The organism is Pseudomonas sp. PDM10, from assembly GCF_014852295.1.
In the GTDB taxonomy this organism is placed as follows: domain Bacteria; phylum Pseudomonadota; class Gammaproteobacteria; order Pseudomonadales; family Pseudomonadaceae; genus Aquipseudomonas.
This window is the reverse complement of the sequence record NZ_JACVBJ010000005.1, coordinates 518,741-535,819: the sequence shown is the minus strand read 5'-3', so window position 1 is coordinate 535,819 and position 17,079 is coordinate 518,741. Positions and strand designations below refer to the sequence as shown.

Here is a 17,079-nt window from a genome sequence, read left to right as displayed (position 1 = left end):
CTCCGATCTCACACGGTTTCGAAGACAGCCACAGCAACCTGTGGGAGCGGGCTTGCTCGCGAAGAGGGAGTGTCAGTCAACATTCATGTCGTCTGACACACCGCTTTCGCGAGCAGACTCGCCCCCACAAGGAATGCGCAGGCTGCCGGCCGTGTCGTTTACGACTGTTCGATGGAAATTGTCATGTCCAGGTTTTCTGCTGACACACGCTTGAGCGCTACCCAAGCTTCTTTTGCCCCGAACGAATCCAGCATTCGTTTCAGGCACGCCACCGCCTTCCTTTGCGGTGCACTGCTGACCCCCATGGTGCTGGCCGATGAACACGCCGGCCACAGTGAAGAATTGAGCCCAACGGTGATCACCGCCATCGCGCCGAGTTCGCCACTGACCATCGTCACCAATCCCAAGGATCCGCGCCAACCGGTGCCGGCCAGTGACGGTGGCGACTATCTGAAAACCATCCCCGGCTTCGCCCTGGTGCGCAATGGCGGCACCAACGGCGACCCGGTGCTGCGCGGCATGTTCGGCTCGCGGCTGAACATCCTTACTAACGGCGGCCAGTTGCTCGGCGCCTGCCCCGGCCGAATGGATGCACCGACCTCATACATCTCGCCGGAAACCTACGACAAACTCACCGTGATCAAAGGCCCGCAAACCGTGCTCTGGGGACCGGGTGCGTCGGCCGGGACCATCCTCTTCGACCGTGAGCCGGAAAGCTTCGGCGAACTCGGCACTCGGGTGAACGCCAGCGTGCTGGCGGGCTCCAACGGCCGTTTCGACAAAGTGGTGGACGCTGCTGCCCGCGGGCCATTGGGTTACGTGCGAGTGATCGGCAACACTGCGCAGGCCGACGACTACCGGGACGGTAACAACGACACCGTGCCGTCGCGCTATGACAAATGGAATGGCGACGTCGCAGTGGGCTGGACCCCGGACGCCGACACCCTGCTGGAACTCACCGCTGGCAAGGGCGATGGCGAAGCGCGTTATGCCGGACGCGGCATGGACGGCTCGCAGTTCAAGCGCGAAAGCCTGGGCCTGCGTTTCGAGCAGTCGAACATCGGCGATGTGCTGGACAAGGTCGAGGCGCAGGTTTACTACAACTACGCCGACCACGTGATGGACAACTACACCCTGCGCACGCCGTCCGGCACCGGAATGATGGCCGGTCCCATGGCCTCCAACGTCGACCGTCGAACCCTCGGCGCCCGAATCAAAGCCACGTGGCGCTGGGCCGACGTGCAATTGATCAGCGGCATCGATGCGCAGACCAGCGAACATCGCCAGCGCAGCGCCATGGGCATTGACGTCTACAAGGACTTGCCGCGCAACAAGGATGCCGACTTCCACAACTACGGCGTGTTCAGCGAATTGACCTGGTACGCCGCCGACCGTGACCGGCTGATTACCGGCGCGCGCCTGGACCGTGCCTCGGCCAAGGATTTCCGGCAGACCACTGGCTCCGGAATGATGGCGCGCCCCAACCCAACCGCCGACGACACCCGTGCCGACACACTGCCAAGCGGCTTCGTCCGTTACGAGCATGACCTGGCCGACAGCCCGACCACGCTGTATGCCGGCCTCGGTCACACCCAGCGTTTCCCGGATTATTGGGAGCTGTTTTCACCCAAATCCGGCCCCGCCGGCTCGGTGAATGCCTTCGATTCGATCAAGCCTGAAAAAACCACCCAGCTCGACTTCGGCCTGCAATACAAGACCGAAGACCTCGAAGCCTGGGCCTCGGGTTACGTCGGACAGGTGCGCGACTACATCCTGTTCAACTACACGCCAACAATGATGGGCACGACCTCGCAAGCACAGAACATCGACGCGCGGATCATGGGCGGCGAATTGGGTGCGGCCTACAAGCTGACCAGCCACTGGAAAGCCGATGCAACCCTGGCCTACGCCTGGGGCAAGAACAGCAGCGACGGCAACGCACTGCCGCAAATGCCGCCGCTGGACGCACGTTTCGGCCTGACCTACAGCGAAGAAAACTGGAGCGCCGGGGCCTTGTGGCGGGTGGTTGCGGCGCAAAACCGCATCGACCAGAACAAGGGCAACGTGGTCGGCAAGGACTTCGACAAGACCTCGGGGTTTGGCGTGTTCTCGCTCAATGGCGCGTACCGGATCAACCAAAACTGGAAGGTCAGCACCGGCGTCGACAACCTGTTCGGCAAGGCGTACGCCGAGCACTTGAACCTGGCCGGCAACGCCGGTTTCGGCTACCCGGCCAATGACCCGCAAGCCATTAAAGAACCGGGGCGCACGCTCTGGACCAAGGTGGACATGAGCTTCTAAACGCATCGCGAGCAGGCTCGTTCCCACATGGACAGTGTTGAACCTGTGGGAGCGAGCCTGCTCGCGATCGGTTGCGCAGCAACCGCAAACAAACAACTAAAAGACCCATGCCAAAGCGGAGCACACGTGATGAAACAGCCCAAACCGAATTTCTACAACCTGGCCTGGCGTTGGCATTTCTATGCCGGTCTGTTCGTCGCGCCTTTCATGGTGATGCTGGCCCTGACCGGCATCATTTACCTGTTCAAGCCGCAACTCGACCCGTTGATGTACGCCAGCCTGCTGAACGTCCCGGCCGGGCATCACAGCGTCCCGGCCGATGACCTGCTCAAGCGGGTGAAAGAGGCTTATCCACAAGCCACGATCAAGCAGTATTTGCCGCCGGTCAACGCCGAGCGCTGCGCGCAATTTGTCGTGCTCGATGGCGGTAACGAGCTCAACGTTTTCGTCGATCCCTACCACGGCGATGTCCTCGGCGAGCAAGACGCGAAAAAGAATCTGCAAGCCGTTGCGCGAGCGATTCATGGCGAATTGATGATCGGCACCGTCGGTGATCGACTGATCGAACTGGCCGCCGGCTGGGGCGTGGTGTTGGTGGTCTCCGGCGTCTTTCTGTGGTGGCCGCGCGGCCAGGCGGCCGGCATCCTGTGGCCACGCTTGAGCAGTCGCGGTCGAGTGCTCTGGCGTGACCTGCACGCGGTGACCGGATTCTGGGGCGCGTCGTTGCTGCTGGTGATGCTGCTCAGTGGCATGACCTGGACCGGGTTCTGGGGCAAGCAATACGCACAAGTGTGGAACGTCTTTCCGGCCGCGATGTGGGACAACGTGCCCACGTCCGATGTCGAGGCCCGCAGCCTCAATACCGCCACCCGCCAGACCGTGCCTTGGGCCATGGAAAACACACCGATGCCAATGTCCGGCGACCACGCCGAACACATGGCCCACGGCGGCACGCTAGCGGGTTCCGCCGCACCGACCATCAGCCTGCAAGACGTGCAGGACATCGCCGTGCAACGCCAGGTCGAACCGGGCTACAGCATCACTTTCCCAACCACCGCGACTGGCGTGTTCACCATCGCCGTGTTCGCCGACGACCCGCGCAACGACGCCACGCTGCATGTGGATCAGTACACCGGCGACGTCCTCGCCGACGTACGTTTCGAGCAGTACGGCACCGTCGCCCGCGCGACGGAAATCGGCGTGATGCTGCACGAAGGCAAAATGTTCGGCCCGCTCAATCAGATCATCATCCTGCTGATCTGCCTGATGATTCTGCTCAGCGCCGTCAGCGGTGTGGTGATCTGGTGGAAGCGCCGTCCACAGGGAAAATTCGGTGTTCCGCCGCTGCGCCACGACCTGCCGAAATGGAAAACCGCGATGGTCATCATGTTTGCATTGGCGGTGGTGTTCCCGTTGGTGGGCGCTTCGCTGATTGTCGTGTGGGTATTGGATCGTGTGCTGCTGTCGCGTTTGAGCCGGCAAACTGAATCCACTTCAGCTTCATCATGAAGCAGGCGAGATGCTTGTTTTTTAGCGTTACTGTATAACTCAACCACCTCGTTCTGATCCGAAGGCCCCATCGCGAGCAAGCTCGGCTCCTACAGGAATTGTGTCGATCACACATTTGCTGTTGATCGTTCCCACGCTCTGCGTGGGAATGCAGCCCGGGACGCTCTGCGTCCATTGATGCGTTCCCGCGCGGGAGCGTGGGAACGAACGTTTACGGAATTTGCATGACCTCGCTCAACCTCACGAACCTCGCCTGGACACCCCTGGGCCACCGCCATTGTCATCACCAGTTTCAACTGCGTGATGCAACCTTGCACGTGCTCCCCGGCGAGTTCGTCGGTCTGATCGGGCCCAACGGCAGCGGCAAAACCAGTCTGCTGCGCTGTGCCTGGCGCTTCAGCAAACCCGAGCGCGGCGAGGTCAAGCTCGACCACCACAACGTCTGGAAGCAATCCTCGCGCTGGTGCGCGCAACGCATCGCCGTGGTCCTGCAGGAATTCCCCGATGCCTTCGGCCTCACCGTCGACGAAGTCGTCGCCATGGGCCGCACCCCGCACAAAGGCCTGTTCGACGGCGACACCCTGGAGGACAGAAAACTCGCCACCCAGGCCCTCGAATCAGTCGGTCTGAAAGGCTTCGAGGATCATGCCTTCGTCACCCTCTCCGGCGGTGAAAAACAGCGCGTGATCCTCGCCCGCGCCCTGGCTCAGCAACCGCAAATGCTGATCCTCGACGAGCCGACCAATCACCTCGACCCGCGTTATCAGCTCGAACTGCTGCAGCTGGTCAAACGCCTGAAGATCGGCACCCTGGCGAGCATCCACGACCTCAATCTGGCGGCTGCTTTCTGTGATCGGCTGTACGTGATCAATCATGGCCGCATCGTCGCCAGCGGCACGCCCAAAGAAGTCCTGACCGCGCCACTGCTGCGCGACGTGTTCGGCGTCGAAGCGCTGATCGATGAACATCCCTTGCACGGCTACCCACGAATTACCTGGATCACCCAACCATGATTTTGCGTTCCCTGCTTTGCGCCGCTCTGTTGCTGGGCAATGCCCAAGCATTTGCCGAGGCCACGCGTTACCCGCTGACGATTCAGAGCTGCAACCGCGAAGTGACCTTCAAGCAAGCACCGAAACACGCGGTCAGCCACGACATCAACATGACCCAGATGATGCTCGCCCTCGGCCTGAAATCCAGCATGGCCGGGTATAGCGGTGTGACCGGCTGGAAGTCGGTCACGCCCCGGATGCAGACCATCCTCGATGGCTTGCCGGAGTTGGCGGCCAAGTACCCATCGGTGGAAACCCTGCTCAACGCCAACGTTGATTTCTTCTTCGCCGGCTGGGATTACGGCATGCGCGTGGGCGGTGACCTCACACCGCAAACGTTGCAGCCGCTGGGCATCGATGTCTACGAGCTGACCGAGTCCTGCGCGTTCGTGATGAAGCGTCCGCCGGCCAGCCTGGAAGACACCTACAACGACCTGCGCAACCTCGGCAAAATCTTCGACGTGCAGAATCGCGCCAATGCCTTGATCGCCCAGATGCAATCGCAGATCGCCGAAGTGCGAAAGGATCTGCCGGCAGACAAACCTCGGGTGTTTCTCTACGACAGCGGTGAGGACCGGGCCATGACGTCCGGTCGCCTCGGTATGCCGCAAGCGCTGATCGACGCCGCTGGCGGGCGCAATATTCTGGATGACGTCGAAGCGAGCTGGACCCGGGTCAATTGGGAGAACGTGGTCGAGCGCAATCCGCAGGTGATCGTCATCGTTGATTACGGCGAAGTCACCGCCGAACAGAAAGAGCAATTTCTGCTGAACAACCAGGCGCTGCAATCGGTGGACGCGATCAAGAACCGGCGCTTCATCGTGATTCCGTATGTGCAGGCCACGCCGGGGATCGACAACGTGCTGGCGGTTGAAACCCTGGCCAAGGGTTTGCGCGGCGAATGATCAATCGTCGTTACGCCTTGTTGCTGGTGGCCCTCGGCGCGTTGTTGCTGGTGTCGTGCGTGGTGTCGCTGGGCTTTGGCCCGGCGCGGGTGCCGGTGGAGGTGGTGGGGCGGATTCTGTTGCACAAGATGTTCGGTGTCGGCGTGCCGGACTGGGCCGCCGGGCAGGAACACATTGTCTGGCTGATTCGCGTGCCGCGCATGCTATTGGGTGCGCTGGTGGGTGCCGGGCTGGCGCTGATCGGTGCGGTGCTGCAAGCGGTGACGCGCAATCCGCTGGCCGACCCGCATTTGCTCGGGGTCACCTCCGGCGCGACCCTCGGTGCGGTGATCGTGGTGCTGCATGTCGGTGAAATGGTTGGTCTGCTGACCTTGCCGATCGCCGCGTTTATCGGCGCGTTACTGAGCATGCTGATCGTGCTGATGATCGCTAACCGCAACGGGCGTCTGGACAGTGATCGGCTGCTGTTATGCGGCGTGGCGGTGTCCTTTGTGATGATGGCGATCGCCAATCTGCTGCTGTTTCTTGGCGACCATCGCGCGAGTTCGGCGGTGATGTTCTGGATGCTCGGCGGGCTGGGGTTGGCGCGTTGGGAATTGCTCGCGGTGCCGGCGGCCAGCGTGTTGCTGGGGCTGGTGTTGCTGCGGGGCATGGCTCGACCGTTGAATGCGTTGATGGCCGGCGAACAGACCGCCGTAACCCTTGGCCTCAATGCTCGCACCGTGCGTTTGCGAGTGTTTTTGATTGCGTCGCTGATGACTGGGGTGCTGGTGTCGATCAGTGGTTCCATCGGGTTTGTCGGGCTGATGGTGCCGCATATCGCACGTCGGCTGGTCGGGGCCGAACACCGGCGATTGCTGCCGGTGTGCGTGCTGGTGGGCAGTGTGTTTCTGGTGTGGGTCGATGTCGCCGCCCGCACCCTGATCGCCCCCGAGGATTTGCCGATCGGCGTGGCCACGGCGGCGATTGGCGGGTTGTTTTTTATCGGTCTGATGCGCAGGCGCTGATGCCAACGGTTGTGACCGCCCCCTCTTTACAACTCATCCCTCGTGGGGTGGGGGAAGATATCCTGAACCTGTTGGCGTCTGAGGCTCCAGTCGGAGCCCAGGCGCCTGGCCTGATTCCAGAAATACGCAGGCTTGAGCACCTGCAAATTGCCGATGTCCGCCAGACGGGTAATAAACACATCGGTCGACAGCACGGTGGCCCACTTGCCTTCGACGAGCTGAACGGGCTGGGTCAGCAGCAATGTTCGTTCCGAGGCTGAATAGGTTGGCGTGTATTTAAGCAATGCTCCATAACGCGTCGAATAGTAGTAGGCGTTGATATCGAACCCTTTGGCTTTCAAGGCATGGGTGTGCGCATGCACCTGGGCTGGAGAGGCGAAGTTTGCGTCAGTTGCATCGGAGCGTTCGGCCAGTGTCGAGCCTGCTGCCTGGAAAAGCTGATGACCGGCCACCAATGTGTAGCCGTCGGGAAAACGTGGCGGCTTATTGCGCGATGAGGTCAAGGGATCACTCGCAATACGGAAAATTCGCTTGATGGCTTCATTGGGATACCCAGGGTCTGCAATGGGCTCCAGTGCCACAAAGGAATTGCTGCCGGGGCGGCTCAAAATCCCGCTGGCGTGCACCGTCGTTTGACTCTCGTGACTGCCCAGCCGCGACTGCGCATAAAGGGCCGCGTCGTCAGGATGATGGAACATCGGCCCCAAGGCTGGCGCAGGGCTGTTGGCCCACTGCTCATCGACGGAAACAGAAGGCATGCGGGGCCGCCAGTTCTGGCCCACTTTGCCTTTTCGGGACCAATAGGCGCTGGTCACCAGGACCTCCAGTTCTCCGGACTTGGCCATTCGCTGGATGTAACTGCTCAGCCTGAACCTGCCCTCACCGATGTCCTTCCAGTCACGCTGTGCGTGCTCAAGCGCGGCAAACGGATTGTCCTTGAATTCGTACTGGCCGAATTTGTCCCGCGAAAGGTCCGGGTCGAAGGGGCTGAGCAACAATCGCAACAAGGCACCATCGGCGCAGGAGAAATAAATCGGTCTGAAGCCATGGGGCGTTCGCGCAGCGTCACGGGCCAGACTGACGTCCACGGGGGAAAGGAAATGCCGGTAATCATCGTCCGACAGCTTTTGCGGCACTTGCCCCGCGCACAGGTGAATCGCGCTGCTGACGTGGGAAGAAGGCAGTACACCGGGAAAGATACGCTCATACGCTAACCATGTGCCTTGCACGTCAATGGGCAGGGTCGCAATGAAGGCGCCGGTACGGGTATTTTTCAGAATGAATCCAAAACCTGTCGCTGAACGATTGCGTGCACGTTCATGAGCGAAACAGGCCGCATCCTGTTCTCGAAGGTACATCGGGCTGCAGGCCGGCTCGGCAACCGCTCGTGCATAGCCGGAAGTTACCGAGGCGGCCGGGGGATAGGCTTCGAATTCTGTCACTGTACGAGCCGGGCCCCATAGCGGGCTCCCTGAAACCACTTGCAGGTAACCGGACTTCGCCAGGCTTTTTACCCAGTCTGTCGGTGACAGCAGCCCCCGATAGATTTGCTCCTTGATCGATGCGGCATCCAGCTCTCGCCCCGGCTTGCCCGAAGTGCCCAGGGCAATGGCCAGGTCGGCTTTGAATCGTGCCCATAACCCGGCCCGATAGCGAATGGTCGCGCCGTCCGGCGCCAGAAAGTATTCATCGTACGTTTGCCCTTCCCGGGTGAATGCGGTGTACGCGACATCGGCGGAGAGCATGTTGAGATACACCTCCTTGTCGACTGTCGACAGCAGCACCGGCAACTCGCGAGGCACTCGGGAGCGATAGCGCGCAACGATCGAACACCCCGCCGGAAACTGGCCAAGCGTCACGGCTTCGTCCGGGAAGACCCACGGGATATCAAAGTCTTCTCGCAGGATAGCGATCGGATCGGTGGCCACAAAAAAACCATCGGCTCGTTTCAGGATCACACCGCCAAACGCCTTGGCGCTAACGCTCGGTATTTGCGAACGCACATGCAGAGCCGCATCATCAGCCGTCAGAAATACCGGGCCAAGGGTGCGCCGTTGCAGGTTCATGCTCGACTGCCAGTACTTGTCGACCCCCCCTTTACTGTCCCAGCAGACATTGGTGCGCATCACCTGCAACGCACCGCTGTTGGCGACCACTCGGACAAAACCCGTCGGGGTCAGCACACCACTGGCCAAATTTTTCTGTATCTCCTCCAGCCCCATGCCGGGGGTGTCGTTGTCGAACAGCTTGGTGCCCTTGCGCGGGACGTATTTGAGCAGGGCTCCGTCCTGAGTCGAGACGTAGAGAGGAATGACCCTGTCCGGGTCCAGCACCGGACGTTTGTTGGAGTCATAAACCACTACAAACAGATCCCTGGGCACAATGAAGTGGTGCGCCAGCCAGCGCCTGGCCGGGTCGCGGGCATGCTTGACCCGTTGGCGCGAATAGTAAAAAGCGTGGAGCTTGAATGACTCGGGATAGTCATAGTCCCCGGCCTTGCGGGAAATGCCAAACAGGCTGCGCAACGAGTAAAGCTTGTCTCTCCCATCGCTGACCGGGACCAGTTCAGTGGCGATGTATTCTTCCTTGCCTTGTTGTTTGAGGATGAATCCGAACCAGGTTCGTTCTTCGTCATGCAGCTCGGTGTCTTTGGCGTAGCGCTCGAGTGCCGCCTCATCGGCTGACCGGGAAACCGCACCAAACGACACCCGCTGCGGCACGCTACGTTCCCACGGACCGGCGGCAACAGGGCCGGTTATTCTTCCCCGAGGCCGCCAGCGACCGTTGCTGACGAGGACTTGTAAATCGCCGGCCGCCGCCGCTTCCTCGACGAATTGCTCCGGTTTGATGACTCCCGTCTTCATTCCCAGGGCAAACACGCCAGGTGCGGCCTCGGTGCCCAGTTGCGCCAGCAGGCTCGACGTACCAAGCCTGTCGGGAGTGAAACCGATCAGGCTGTTTTCGGCCCCCGAAAGATAAGCCGGCAGACCGCTCCGCAGGCTGTAGCGCAGTTCGTCAACGCTGAACATCAACAGGCTGGTCGCGGCATCTTCGACAGTCCACTTCAGCTGAGTAACCTTGGCGACGTCGAGCGTCGAAAGCGCAGGATGCGAATAGAAACGACTGTGCAAGACATGCTTGTCGGGGATCACCTTGTGATGGGAAGTCATGCTGACCGGATGCCCGGTCAGGTCGGTGAGCACAAACCGGTGATCGTTTCGCTGAAGGATATAGCCGTAATACCCGCGGTTACGGTGGCGGCCGATTCGCTCATGGGCATAACGAGCGGCATCGTCCGCGGAAAGAAACGCCCTTTCCAATAGGTTCAGTGCCGATCCCGACGGGGTCGACGCGAGTTGTTGGGGTTGTTCGTCCATGCAGTGGAACTCCATTGAGTCATTCAAGGGTGGTCCTCACTCTCGCACCGCAAAGCATTGCGCAAGCGGTACATAGTTACTACTTCGTGCGCTCGGCACCACTTGGACGCATCGCCATGCACGCAAGCGTTTTTATGCCCGTTCACGGTGCAACAAGTAGCTGCGCCGAACGTTTTCACCCCCGCGCAAAAGCACTTGCGGTGTTAGGCACAGCCCTTGCTAAAGACCCTTCAGTAGTCCGCATCTGCCAACCAAGAAAATTCATAAGTTCATGGAGATCGCACAATGAAGCGTCGCAGCTTGATCAAGGCTTTCACACTGTCGGCAAGCATTGCCGCGATGGGCATGACCTGGAGCCTCCAGGCCGCCGAGACCATCAAGGTCGGTATTCTGCATTCGTTGTCCGGGACCATGGCGATCTCCGAAACCTCGCTCAAAGACATGGCGCTGATGACCATCGACGAGATCAACGCCAAGGGCGGCGTGAACGGCAAAATGCTGGAACCGGTGGTGGTCGACCCGGCGTCGAACTGGCCGCTATTCGCCGAAAAGGGCCGTCAGTTGCTGACCCAGGACAAAGTCGCCGTGGTATTCGGTTGCTGGACGTCGGTGTCGCGTAAATCGGTGTTGCCGGTGTTCGAGGAGCTCAACGGCCTGCTGTTCTACCCGGTGCAGTACGAAGGTGAAGAGATGTCGCCGAACGTGTTCTACACCGGCGCCGCGCCGAACCAGCAAGCGATCCCGGCGGTGGAGTACCTGATGAGCGAAGAAGGCGGCAGCGCCAAGCGTTACTTCCTGTTGGGCACCGACTACGTCTACCCGCGCACCACCAACAAAATCCTGCGCTCGTTCCTGCACTCCAAAGGTGTGGCGGACAAGGACATCGAAGAGGTCTACACCCCGTTCGGTCATAGCGATTACCAAACCATCGTGGCCAACATCAAAAAATTCTCGGCCGGTGGCAAGACAGCGGTCATCTCCACCGTCAACGGCGACTCCAACGTGCCGTTCTATAAAGAGTTGGCCAACCAGGGCCTGAAAGCCACCGACGTTCCGGTCGTGGCGTTCTCGGTCGGCGAAGAAGAACTGCGCGGCATCGACACCAAACCGCTGGTGGGCAACCTCGCTGCATGGAACTACTTCGAGTCAGTCGAGAACCCGGCGAACAAGAAATTCGTCGCCGACTGGAAAGCCTACGCAAAGAAACACAACTTGCCGGGCGCCGACAAAGCGGTGACCAACGACCCGATGGAAGCCACGTACGTGGGCATCCACATGTGGGCGCAAGCGGCTGAGAAAGCCAAGTCCACCGACGTCGACAAAGTCCGCGAAGCCCTTGCCGGCCAGACCTTTGCTGCGCCGTCGGGTTACACGCTGACCATGGACAAGACCAACCACCACCTGCACAAACCGGTGATGATCGGCGAGATTCAGGCGGACGGTCAGTTCAACGTGGTGTGGCAGACCGAAGGGCCAATCCGTGCCGAGCCGTGGAGCCCGTTCATCCAGGGTAACGACAAGAAGCCGGATTATGCGGTGAAGAGCAACTAAGCCACCCCGCACAGCCTGATCGTTCCCACGCTCTGCGTGGGAATGCAGCCAGGGACGCTCCGCGTCCCAAAAGCGGACGCGGAGCGTCCGGTGAGGCATTCCCACGCGGAGCGTGGGAACGATCAATACGCAAGGCCAATGACATGCCCACTGCCCTTTACCGTTTCATCCTCGCCCTCGCGCTCTTACTGCCGATGGCCGCGCATTCTGGCGACGCCGAAGACTTCGTCGTCGCCAATCCCATGCAGCAAGCCAAACTTCTGGAAGCCTGGGCCGCGCAGCCCGATCCGGCCCGTATCGAGCTGATCAACGCCCTACAGCAAGGCGAGTTGACCGTCGACGGCCAACTGAAAACCCTGCGCCTGAACAACCGTCTACGCGGTCTTATCGACACCGCACTGGCCAGCCACCAATTGCTCGCCACCGACGCCAAAACCCGTCTGGCCGCCGCGCAGCAATTGCAGAAAAGCGCCAAACCGGCGCAGTTGAAATTCCTCGACCAGCAACTGGCTGGCGAAAAAGATGAAAGCGTTCAAGCCGCATTGAGCCTGGCCCTGGCCAATCTGCAACTGGTGGACACCGACCCGGCCGTACGCCTCGCCGCTGTGCGTCTGCTCGGTGAAACCGGTGATCCGCTAGCTCGCACCCGCCTCGAAAGTCTGCTGCAACCCGGTGTCGAAGCCGACGCAGGCGTACGCACCGCTGCCGAAACCAGCCTCGCTCAGGTCAAACGCAAACTGCTGATCGGCGAGATCCTCGGCCAGGCTTTCAGCGGCATGTCACTCGGTTCGATTTTGCTGCTCGCGGCCCTCGGTCTGGCGATCACCTTCGGCCTGCTCGGCGTGATCAACATGGCTCACGGCGAGATGCTGATGCTCGGCGCCTACTCGACGTACGTGGTGCAACTGATGTTCCAGCGCTTCGCCCCGCAAGCCATCGAGTTCTACCCGCTGATCGCGTTGCCGGTGGCGTTTTTCGTCACCGCCGCCATCGGCATGGCGCTGGAACGCACGGTGATTCGCCACCTCTACGGCCGCCCTCTGGAAACCCTGCTCGCCACGTGGGGCATCAGCCTGATGCTGATTCAGCTTGTTCGGTTGGTGTTCGGCGCGCAGAACGTCGAAGTGGCCAACCCGGCGTGGCTATCGGGCGGGATTCAAGTGCTGCCGAATCTGGTGCTGCCGTACAACCGCATCGTGATCATCGCCTTCGCGCTGTTTGTGGTGGTGCTGACCTGGCTGCTGCTGAACAAGACTCGCCTGGGCCTGAACGTGCGTGCCGTCACCCAGAACCGCAACATGGCGGCCTGCTGTGGCGTGCCGACCGGGCGCGTGGACATGCTCGCCTTCGGCCTCGGTTCGGGCATCGCTGGCCTTGGTGGCGTAGCCCTCAGCCAGATCGGCAACGTCGGCCCGGACCTCGGCCAGAGCTACATCATCGACTCGTTCCTGGTGGTGGTGCTCGGTGGCGTTGGTCAGTTGGCCGGTAGCGTGCTGGCCGCGTTCGGCCTCGGCATCGCCAACAAGATTCTCGAACCGCAGATCGGTGCCGTGCTCGGCAAGATCCTGATCCTCGCGCTGATCATTCTGTTCATCCAGAAACGTCCGCAAGGCCTCTTCGCACTGAAAGGACGGGTGATCGACTGATGAATCAGCCCCTGCTCGTTACCGCAACACAAAAAGCCGGCCCCAAAGTCACGATCGCTGTTGGCGCGGTGATCCTCGCTCTGTTGCTGGCGTTGCCGCTGCTGTCGTTGTTGTCGCCGGACAGCGCATTTCACGTCTCGGCTTACACGCTGACATTGGTGGGCAAGATTCTTTGCTACGCCATCGTCGCCCTCGCGCTGGATCTGGTCTGGGGTTATGCCGGTCTGTTGTCCCTGGGTCACGGTTTGTTCTTTGCCCTCGGCGGTTATGCGATGGGGATGTACCTGATGCGCCAAGCCTCGGGTGATGGCTTGCCAGCGTTCATGACCTTTCTGTCGTGGACTGAATTGCCGTGGTACTGGACCGGCACCAGCAGCTTCATCTGGTCGATGTGTCTGGTGGTATTGGCGCCGGGGTTACTGGCGCTGGTATTCGGCTTCTTCGCCTTCCGCTCGCGGATCAAGGGCGTGTATTTCTCGATCATGACCCAGGCCCTGACCTTCGCCGGGATGCTCCTGTTCTTCCGCAACGAAACCGGGTTTGGCGGCAACAACGGCTTCACCAATTTCCGCACCATTCTGGGCTTCGGCATCACGGAACCGGGGACTCGCGCGGTGCTGTTTTTCGCCACGGTGGTGTTGCTGGTGGCGAGCCTGTTTATCGGCTGGCGTCTGGCGCAGAGCAAGTTCGGCCGGGTGCTGACCGCCCTGCGCGATGCGGAAAACCGCTTGATGTTCTGCGGCTACGACCCGCGCGGTTTCAAGCTGTTTGTTTGGGTGTTGAGCGCAGTGTTGTGCGGCCTGGCCGGCGCGTTGTATGTGCCGCAAGTCGGGATCATCAACCCGAGTGAAATGTCACCGACCAACTCCATCGAGGCCGCCGTGTGGGTGGTGCTGGGTGGTCGCGGCACGCTGATCGGTCCGCTGCTCGGTGCCGGGGTGGTCAACGGAATGAAGAGCTGGTTCACCGTGGCGTTCCCGGAATACTGGCTGTTCTTCCTTGGCGCATTGTTCATCGTCGTGACCTTGTACCTGCCCAAAGGCGTGATCGGTCTGCTGAAAAAAAGAGGTGAACAATGAGAGTCACTGCAACGGCTGAATTCATGCTCGAACCGGCGTTTTTTCCACCACTGGAACCCAACCGGGACGCCGGCAGCAGCCGTGACGCTATTGGCCTCGGCCAGCGCGCCAGCCCCGGCCTGAACACTCGCCATGGCACGATCCTGACCCTGGAAGACATCAGCGTCAGCTTCGATGGCTTCAAGGCGCTGAACAATCTGAACCTGTACATCGGCGTCGGCGAACTGCGCTGCATCATCGGCCCCAACGGCGCGGGCAAGACCACCCTGATGGACGTGATCACCGGCAAGACTCGTCCGAGTCACGGCAAGGCCTGGTTCGGCGAAACCCTCGACCTGACGCAGATGAGCGAAGTGCAAATCGCCCAGGCCGGCATCGGTCGCAAGTTCCAGAAGCCGACAGTGTTCGAAGCCTTGAGCGTTTTTGAAAACCTGGAACTGGCGCAGAAAACCGACAAATCGGTGTGGGCCAGCCTGCGGGCGCGCCTGAGTGGCGAGCAGAAAGATCGCATCGGCGAAGTGCTGGACACCATTCGCCTGACCCCGTCGGTCAATCGCCCGGCGGGCTTGTTGTCCCACGGTCAGAAGCAGTTTCTGGAAATCGGCATGTTGCTGATGCAGGACCCGCAACTCTTGTTGCTCGACGAGCCGGTGGCGGGCATGACCGACGCCGAAACCGAATTCACCGCCGAACTGTTCAAGCGCCTGGCGGGCAAGCATTCGCTGATGGTGGTGGAACACGACATGGGTTTTGTCGGCTCCATCGCCGACCACGTCACCGTGTTGCACCAGGGCAGCGTGCTGGCCGAAGGGTCGCTGGAGCAGGTGCAGGACAACGAGCGCGTGATCGAGGTGTACCTCGGCCGCTAGAACTGCGAACACATACCAATGTGGGAGCGAACTGTGGCGAGGGGATTTAGCGAAACGTCGCACCGCCCCGTTGGGTGGCGTAGCCGCCCCAAAATCTTGGGCCTGCTTCGCAGTCCAGCGGGGATAAATCCCCTCGCCACAGCTCGCTCCCACAGGGTTCTGTGTGGAACAGAAGGAATTTGAACATGCTGCAAGTCGACAAGCTGCACCAGTATTACGGCGGTAGTCACATCCTGCGGGGCCTGACGTTTGAGGTGAAGGTCGGTGAAGTCACCTGCCTGCTCGGGCGCAACGGTGTGGGCAAGACCACCCTGCTCAAGTGCCTGATGGGTTTGTTGCCGGCCAAAGAAGGCGCGGTGAACTGGGAAGGCAAACCGATCACCGCGTTCAAGCCACACCAACGGGTTCACGCCGGGATCGCTTACGTGCCGCAGGGTCGGGAAATTTTCGGCCGACTGACCGTGGAAGAAAACCTGTTGATGGGCCTGTCGCGATTCCCCGGCGCTGAAGCCAAGGAAGTCCCGGCGTTCATCTACGAGCTGTTTCCGGTGCTGCTGCAGATGAAGCAGCGCCGCGGCGGTGACTTGTCCGGTGGCCAACAGCAGCAATTGGCGATCGGCCGAGCGTTGGCCAGCCGTCCACGCCTGCTGATTCTCGACGAACCCACCGAAGGCATCCAGCCCTCGGTGATCAAGGAAATCGGCGCGGTGATCAAGAAGCTTGCGGCCCGTGGTGATATGGCGATTTTGCTGGTGGAGCAGTTCTACGATTTCGCCGCCGAACTGGCCGATCAGTACCTGGTGATGTCTCGGGGTGAGATCGTGCAACAGGGTCGCGGGGAAAATATGGAGGCCGAGGGTGTGCGCGGTCTGGTTACGATCTAGTCTGTAGCGTCCCGACGATAATTAGACATCATGAATTTACCTGTTCCCGCTGCCGTATTTACCCCGAGCTGGCACGCCGAGCTGGAACTCGGCTACGCCCGATTCGGCGACAGTACGCGCCCGGTTCAGCGCCGGCACAAAGGTCCGCTGCGGGTGCAGAAGCACCTGTATGCCGAAGGGCCGGAGGTTTGCCAGCACATCATCGTGCACCCGCCGGGCGGGATTGCCGGCGGCGATCGGCTGGATATCTCGGCCAGTGTCAGCCGCGATGCCTGGGCGCAAATCACCAGCCCCGGCGCGGCCAAGTGGTATCGCGCGGCGGGGCCCGCTTATCAGCAGCTGGATTTGAAAGTGGCGAGCGGTGCGACACTGGAGTGGCTGCCACAGGAAACCATTATCTTCAGCGCCGCTCAGGCTGAGCTCAGCACCTCGATTGATCTGGAAGGCGATGCGCGATTGTTTTACTGGGATGTTGTGGCGCTGGGTCGCCCGGCCAGCGGCGAACGTTTCGACCTCGGGCATTTTCAGGCGCAGCTGGACATCCGCCGCGACGGTCAGTTGCTCTGGCATGAACGCCAGCGCATTGTCGGAGGCGATGGTTTGCTGGATTCGCCGATTGGCCTGGATGGGCAGCCGGTGTTTGCGACCCTGTTAGTGACCGGCGACATCGATAGCGATTTACTGGAGAAATGCCGCTCGCTGCCCCATGACGTGCGCGGAGATCTGACCCAGTTGCCCGGGCTTTTAGTCGCCCGCTGCCTGGCCAGTGAAGCGTTGTTGGCGCGGGGTTGGTTGATTGATTTGTGGCAACTGCTTCGGCCGGCATTGCTCGGCCGCGAAGCCGTCCCCCCCAGAATATGGAGCACCTGAATTGCTTTTCTGTGGGAGCGAGCCTGCTC

12 protein-coding genes are annotated in these 17,079 nt (G+C 60.9%); 11 read left to right on the top strand and 1 reads right to left on the bottom strand.

Annotation, left to right across the window (positions count from 1 at the left end):
• Positions 1 to 183 precede the first annotated feature (183 nt).
• From IB252_RS19990 to IB252_RS19970, 5 genes are all read left to right on the top strand, one after another.
• On the top strand, positions 184 to 2,301 hold the full coding sequence (locus IB252_RS19990) for a TonB-dependent copper receptor (protein ID WP_192410014.1): 2,118 nt from the start codon (positions 184 to 186) through the stop codon (positions 2,299 to 2,301).
• Positions 2,302 to 2,430: 129 nt separating this feature from the next.
• Complete coding sequence (locus tag IB252_RS19985; protein ID WP_192410013.1) at positions 2,431 to 3,810, top strand: PepSY-associated TM helix domain-containing protein; 1,380 nt, start codon at positions 2,431 to 2,433, stop codon at positions 3,808 to 3,810.
• 224 nt (positions 3,811 to 4,034) lie between these two features.
• Positions 4,035 to 4,823: an ABC transporter ATP-binding protein gene (locus IB252_RS19980; protein WP_192410012.1), complete on the top strand. Its 789-nt coding sequence runs from the start codon at positions 4,035 to 4,037 to the stop codon at positions 4,821 to 4,823.
• Positions 4,820 to 5,767 (top strand): ABC transporter substrate-binding protein, encoded by a 948-nt coding sequence (locus IB252_RS19975; protein WP_192410011.1) that lies wholly within the window; start codon positions 4,820 to 4,822, stop codon positions 5,765 to 5,767. Before IB252_RS19980 ends, IB252_RS19975 begins: the two co-directional genes overlap by 4 nt.
• Positions 5,764 to 6,774, top strand: coding sequence for a FecCD family ABC transporter permease (locus tag IB252_RS19970; protein WP_192410010.1), 1,011 nt, complete (start codon positions 5,764 to 5,766; stop codon positions 6,772 to 6,774). Before IB252_RS19975 ends, IB252_RS19970 begins: the two co-directional genes overlap by 4 nt.
• A 26-nt stretch (positions 6,775 to 6,800) precedes the next feature.
• Here IB252_RS19970 and IB252_RS19965 read toward each other — a convergent pair whose 3' ends face one another.
• Positions 6,801 to 10,151, bottom strand: a complete 3,351-nt coding sequence (locus IB252_RS19965) for a hypothetical protein (protein ID WP_192410009.1) — start codon at positions 10,149 to 10,151, stop codon at positions 6,801 to 6,803.
• A gap of 285 nt (positions 10,152 to 10,436) precedes the next feature.
• On the opposite strand from IB252_RS19965, the gene urtA reads away from it, so the two are divergent.
• From urtA to IB252_RS19935, 6 genes are all read left to right on the top strand, one after another.
• A complete protein-coding gene (urtA, locus tag IB252_RS19960) occupies positions 10,437 to 11,702 on the top strand; it encodes an urea ABC transporter substrate-binding protein (protein WP_192410008.1) in 1,266 nt (421 codons plus the stop codon).
• Positions 11,703 to 11,845: 143 nt separating this feature from the next.
• A complete protein-coding gene (gene urtB, locus IB252_RS19955; RefSeq protein ID WP_192410007.1) occupies positions 11,846 to 13,348 on the top strand; it encodes an urea ABC transporter permease subunit UrtB in 1,503 nt (500 codons plus the stop codon).
• Positions 13,348 to 14,427, top strand: coding sequence for an urea ABC transporter permease subunit UrtC (urtC, locus tag IB252_RS19950; protein ID WP_192410006.1), 1,080 nt, complete (start codon positions 13,348 to 13,350; stop codon positions 14,425 to 14,427). Before urtB ends, urtC begins: the two co-directional genes overlap by 1 nt.
• Positions 14,424 to 15,296, top strand: a complete 873-nt coding sequence (gene urtD / locus IB252_RS19945; protein ID WP_192410005.1) for an urea ABC transporter ATP-binding protein UrtD — start codon at positions 14,424 to 14,426, stop codon at positions 15,294 to 15,296. The genes urtC and urtD overlap by 4 nt, the downstream gene beginning before the upstream one ends.
• A 185-nt stretch (positions 15,297 to 15,481) precedes the next feature.
• Positions 15,482 to 16,180 (top strand): urea ABC transporter ATP-binding subunit UrtE, encoded by a 699-nt coding sequence (urtE, locus tag IB252_RS19940; protein WP_056746278.1) that lies wholly within the window; start codon positions 15,482 to 15,484, stop codon positions 16,178 to 16,180.
• 30 nt (positions 16,181 to 16,210) lie between these two features.
• Entirely contained in the window at positions 16,211 to 17,050 is an 840-nt protein-coding gene (locus IB252_RS19935; RefSeq protein ID WP_192410004.1) for an urease accessory protein UreD, read from the top strand.
• Positions 17,051 to 17,079: the final 29 nt, after the last annotated feature.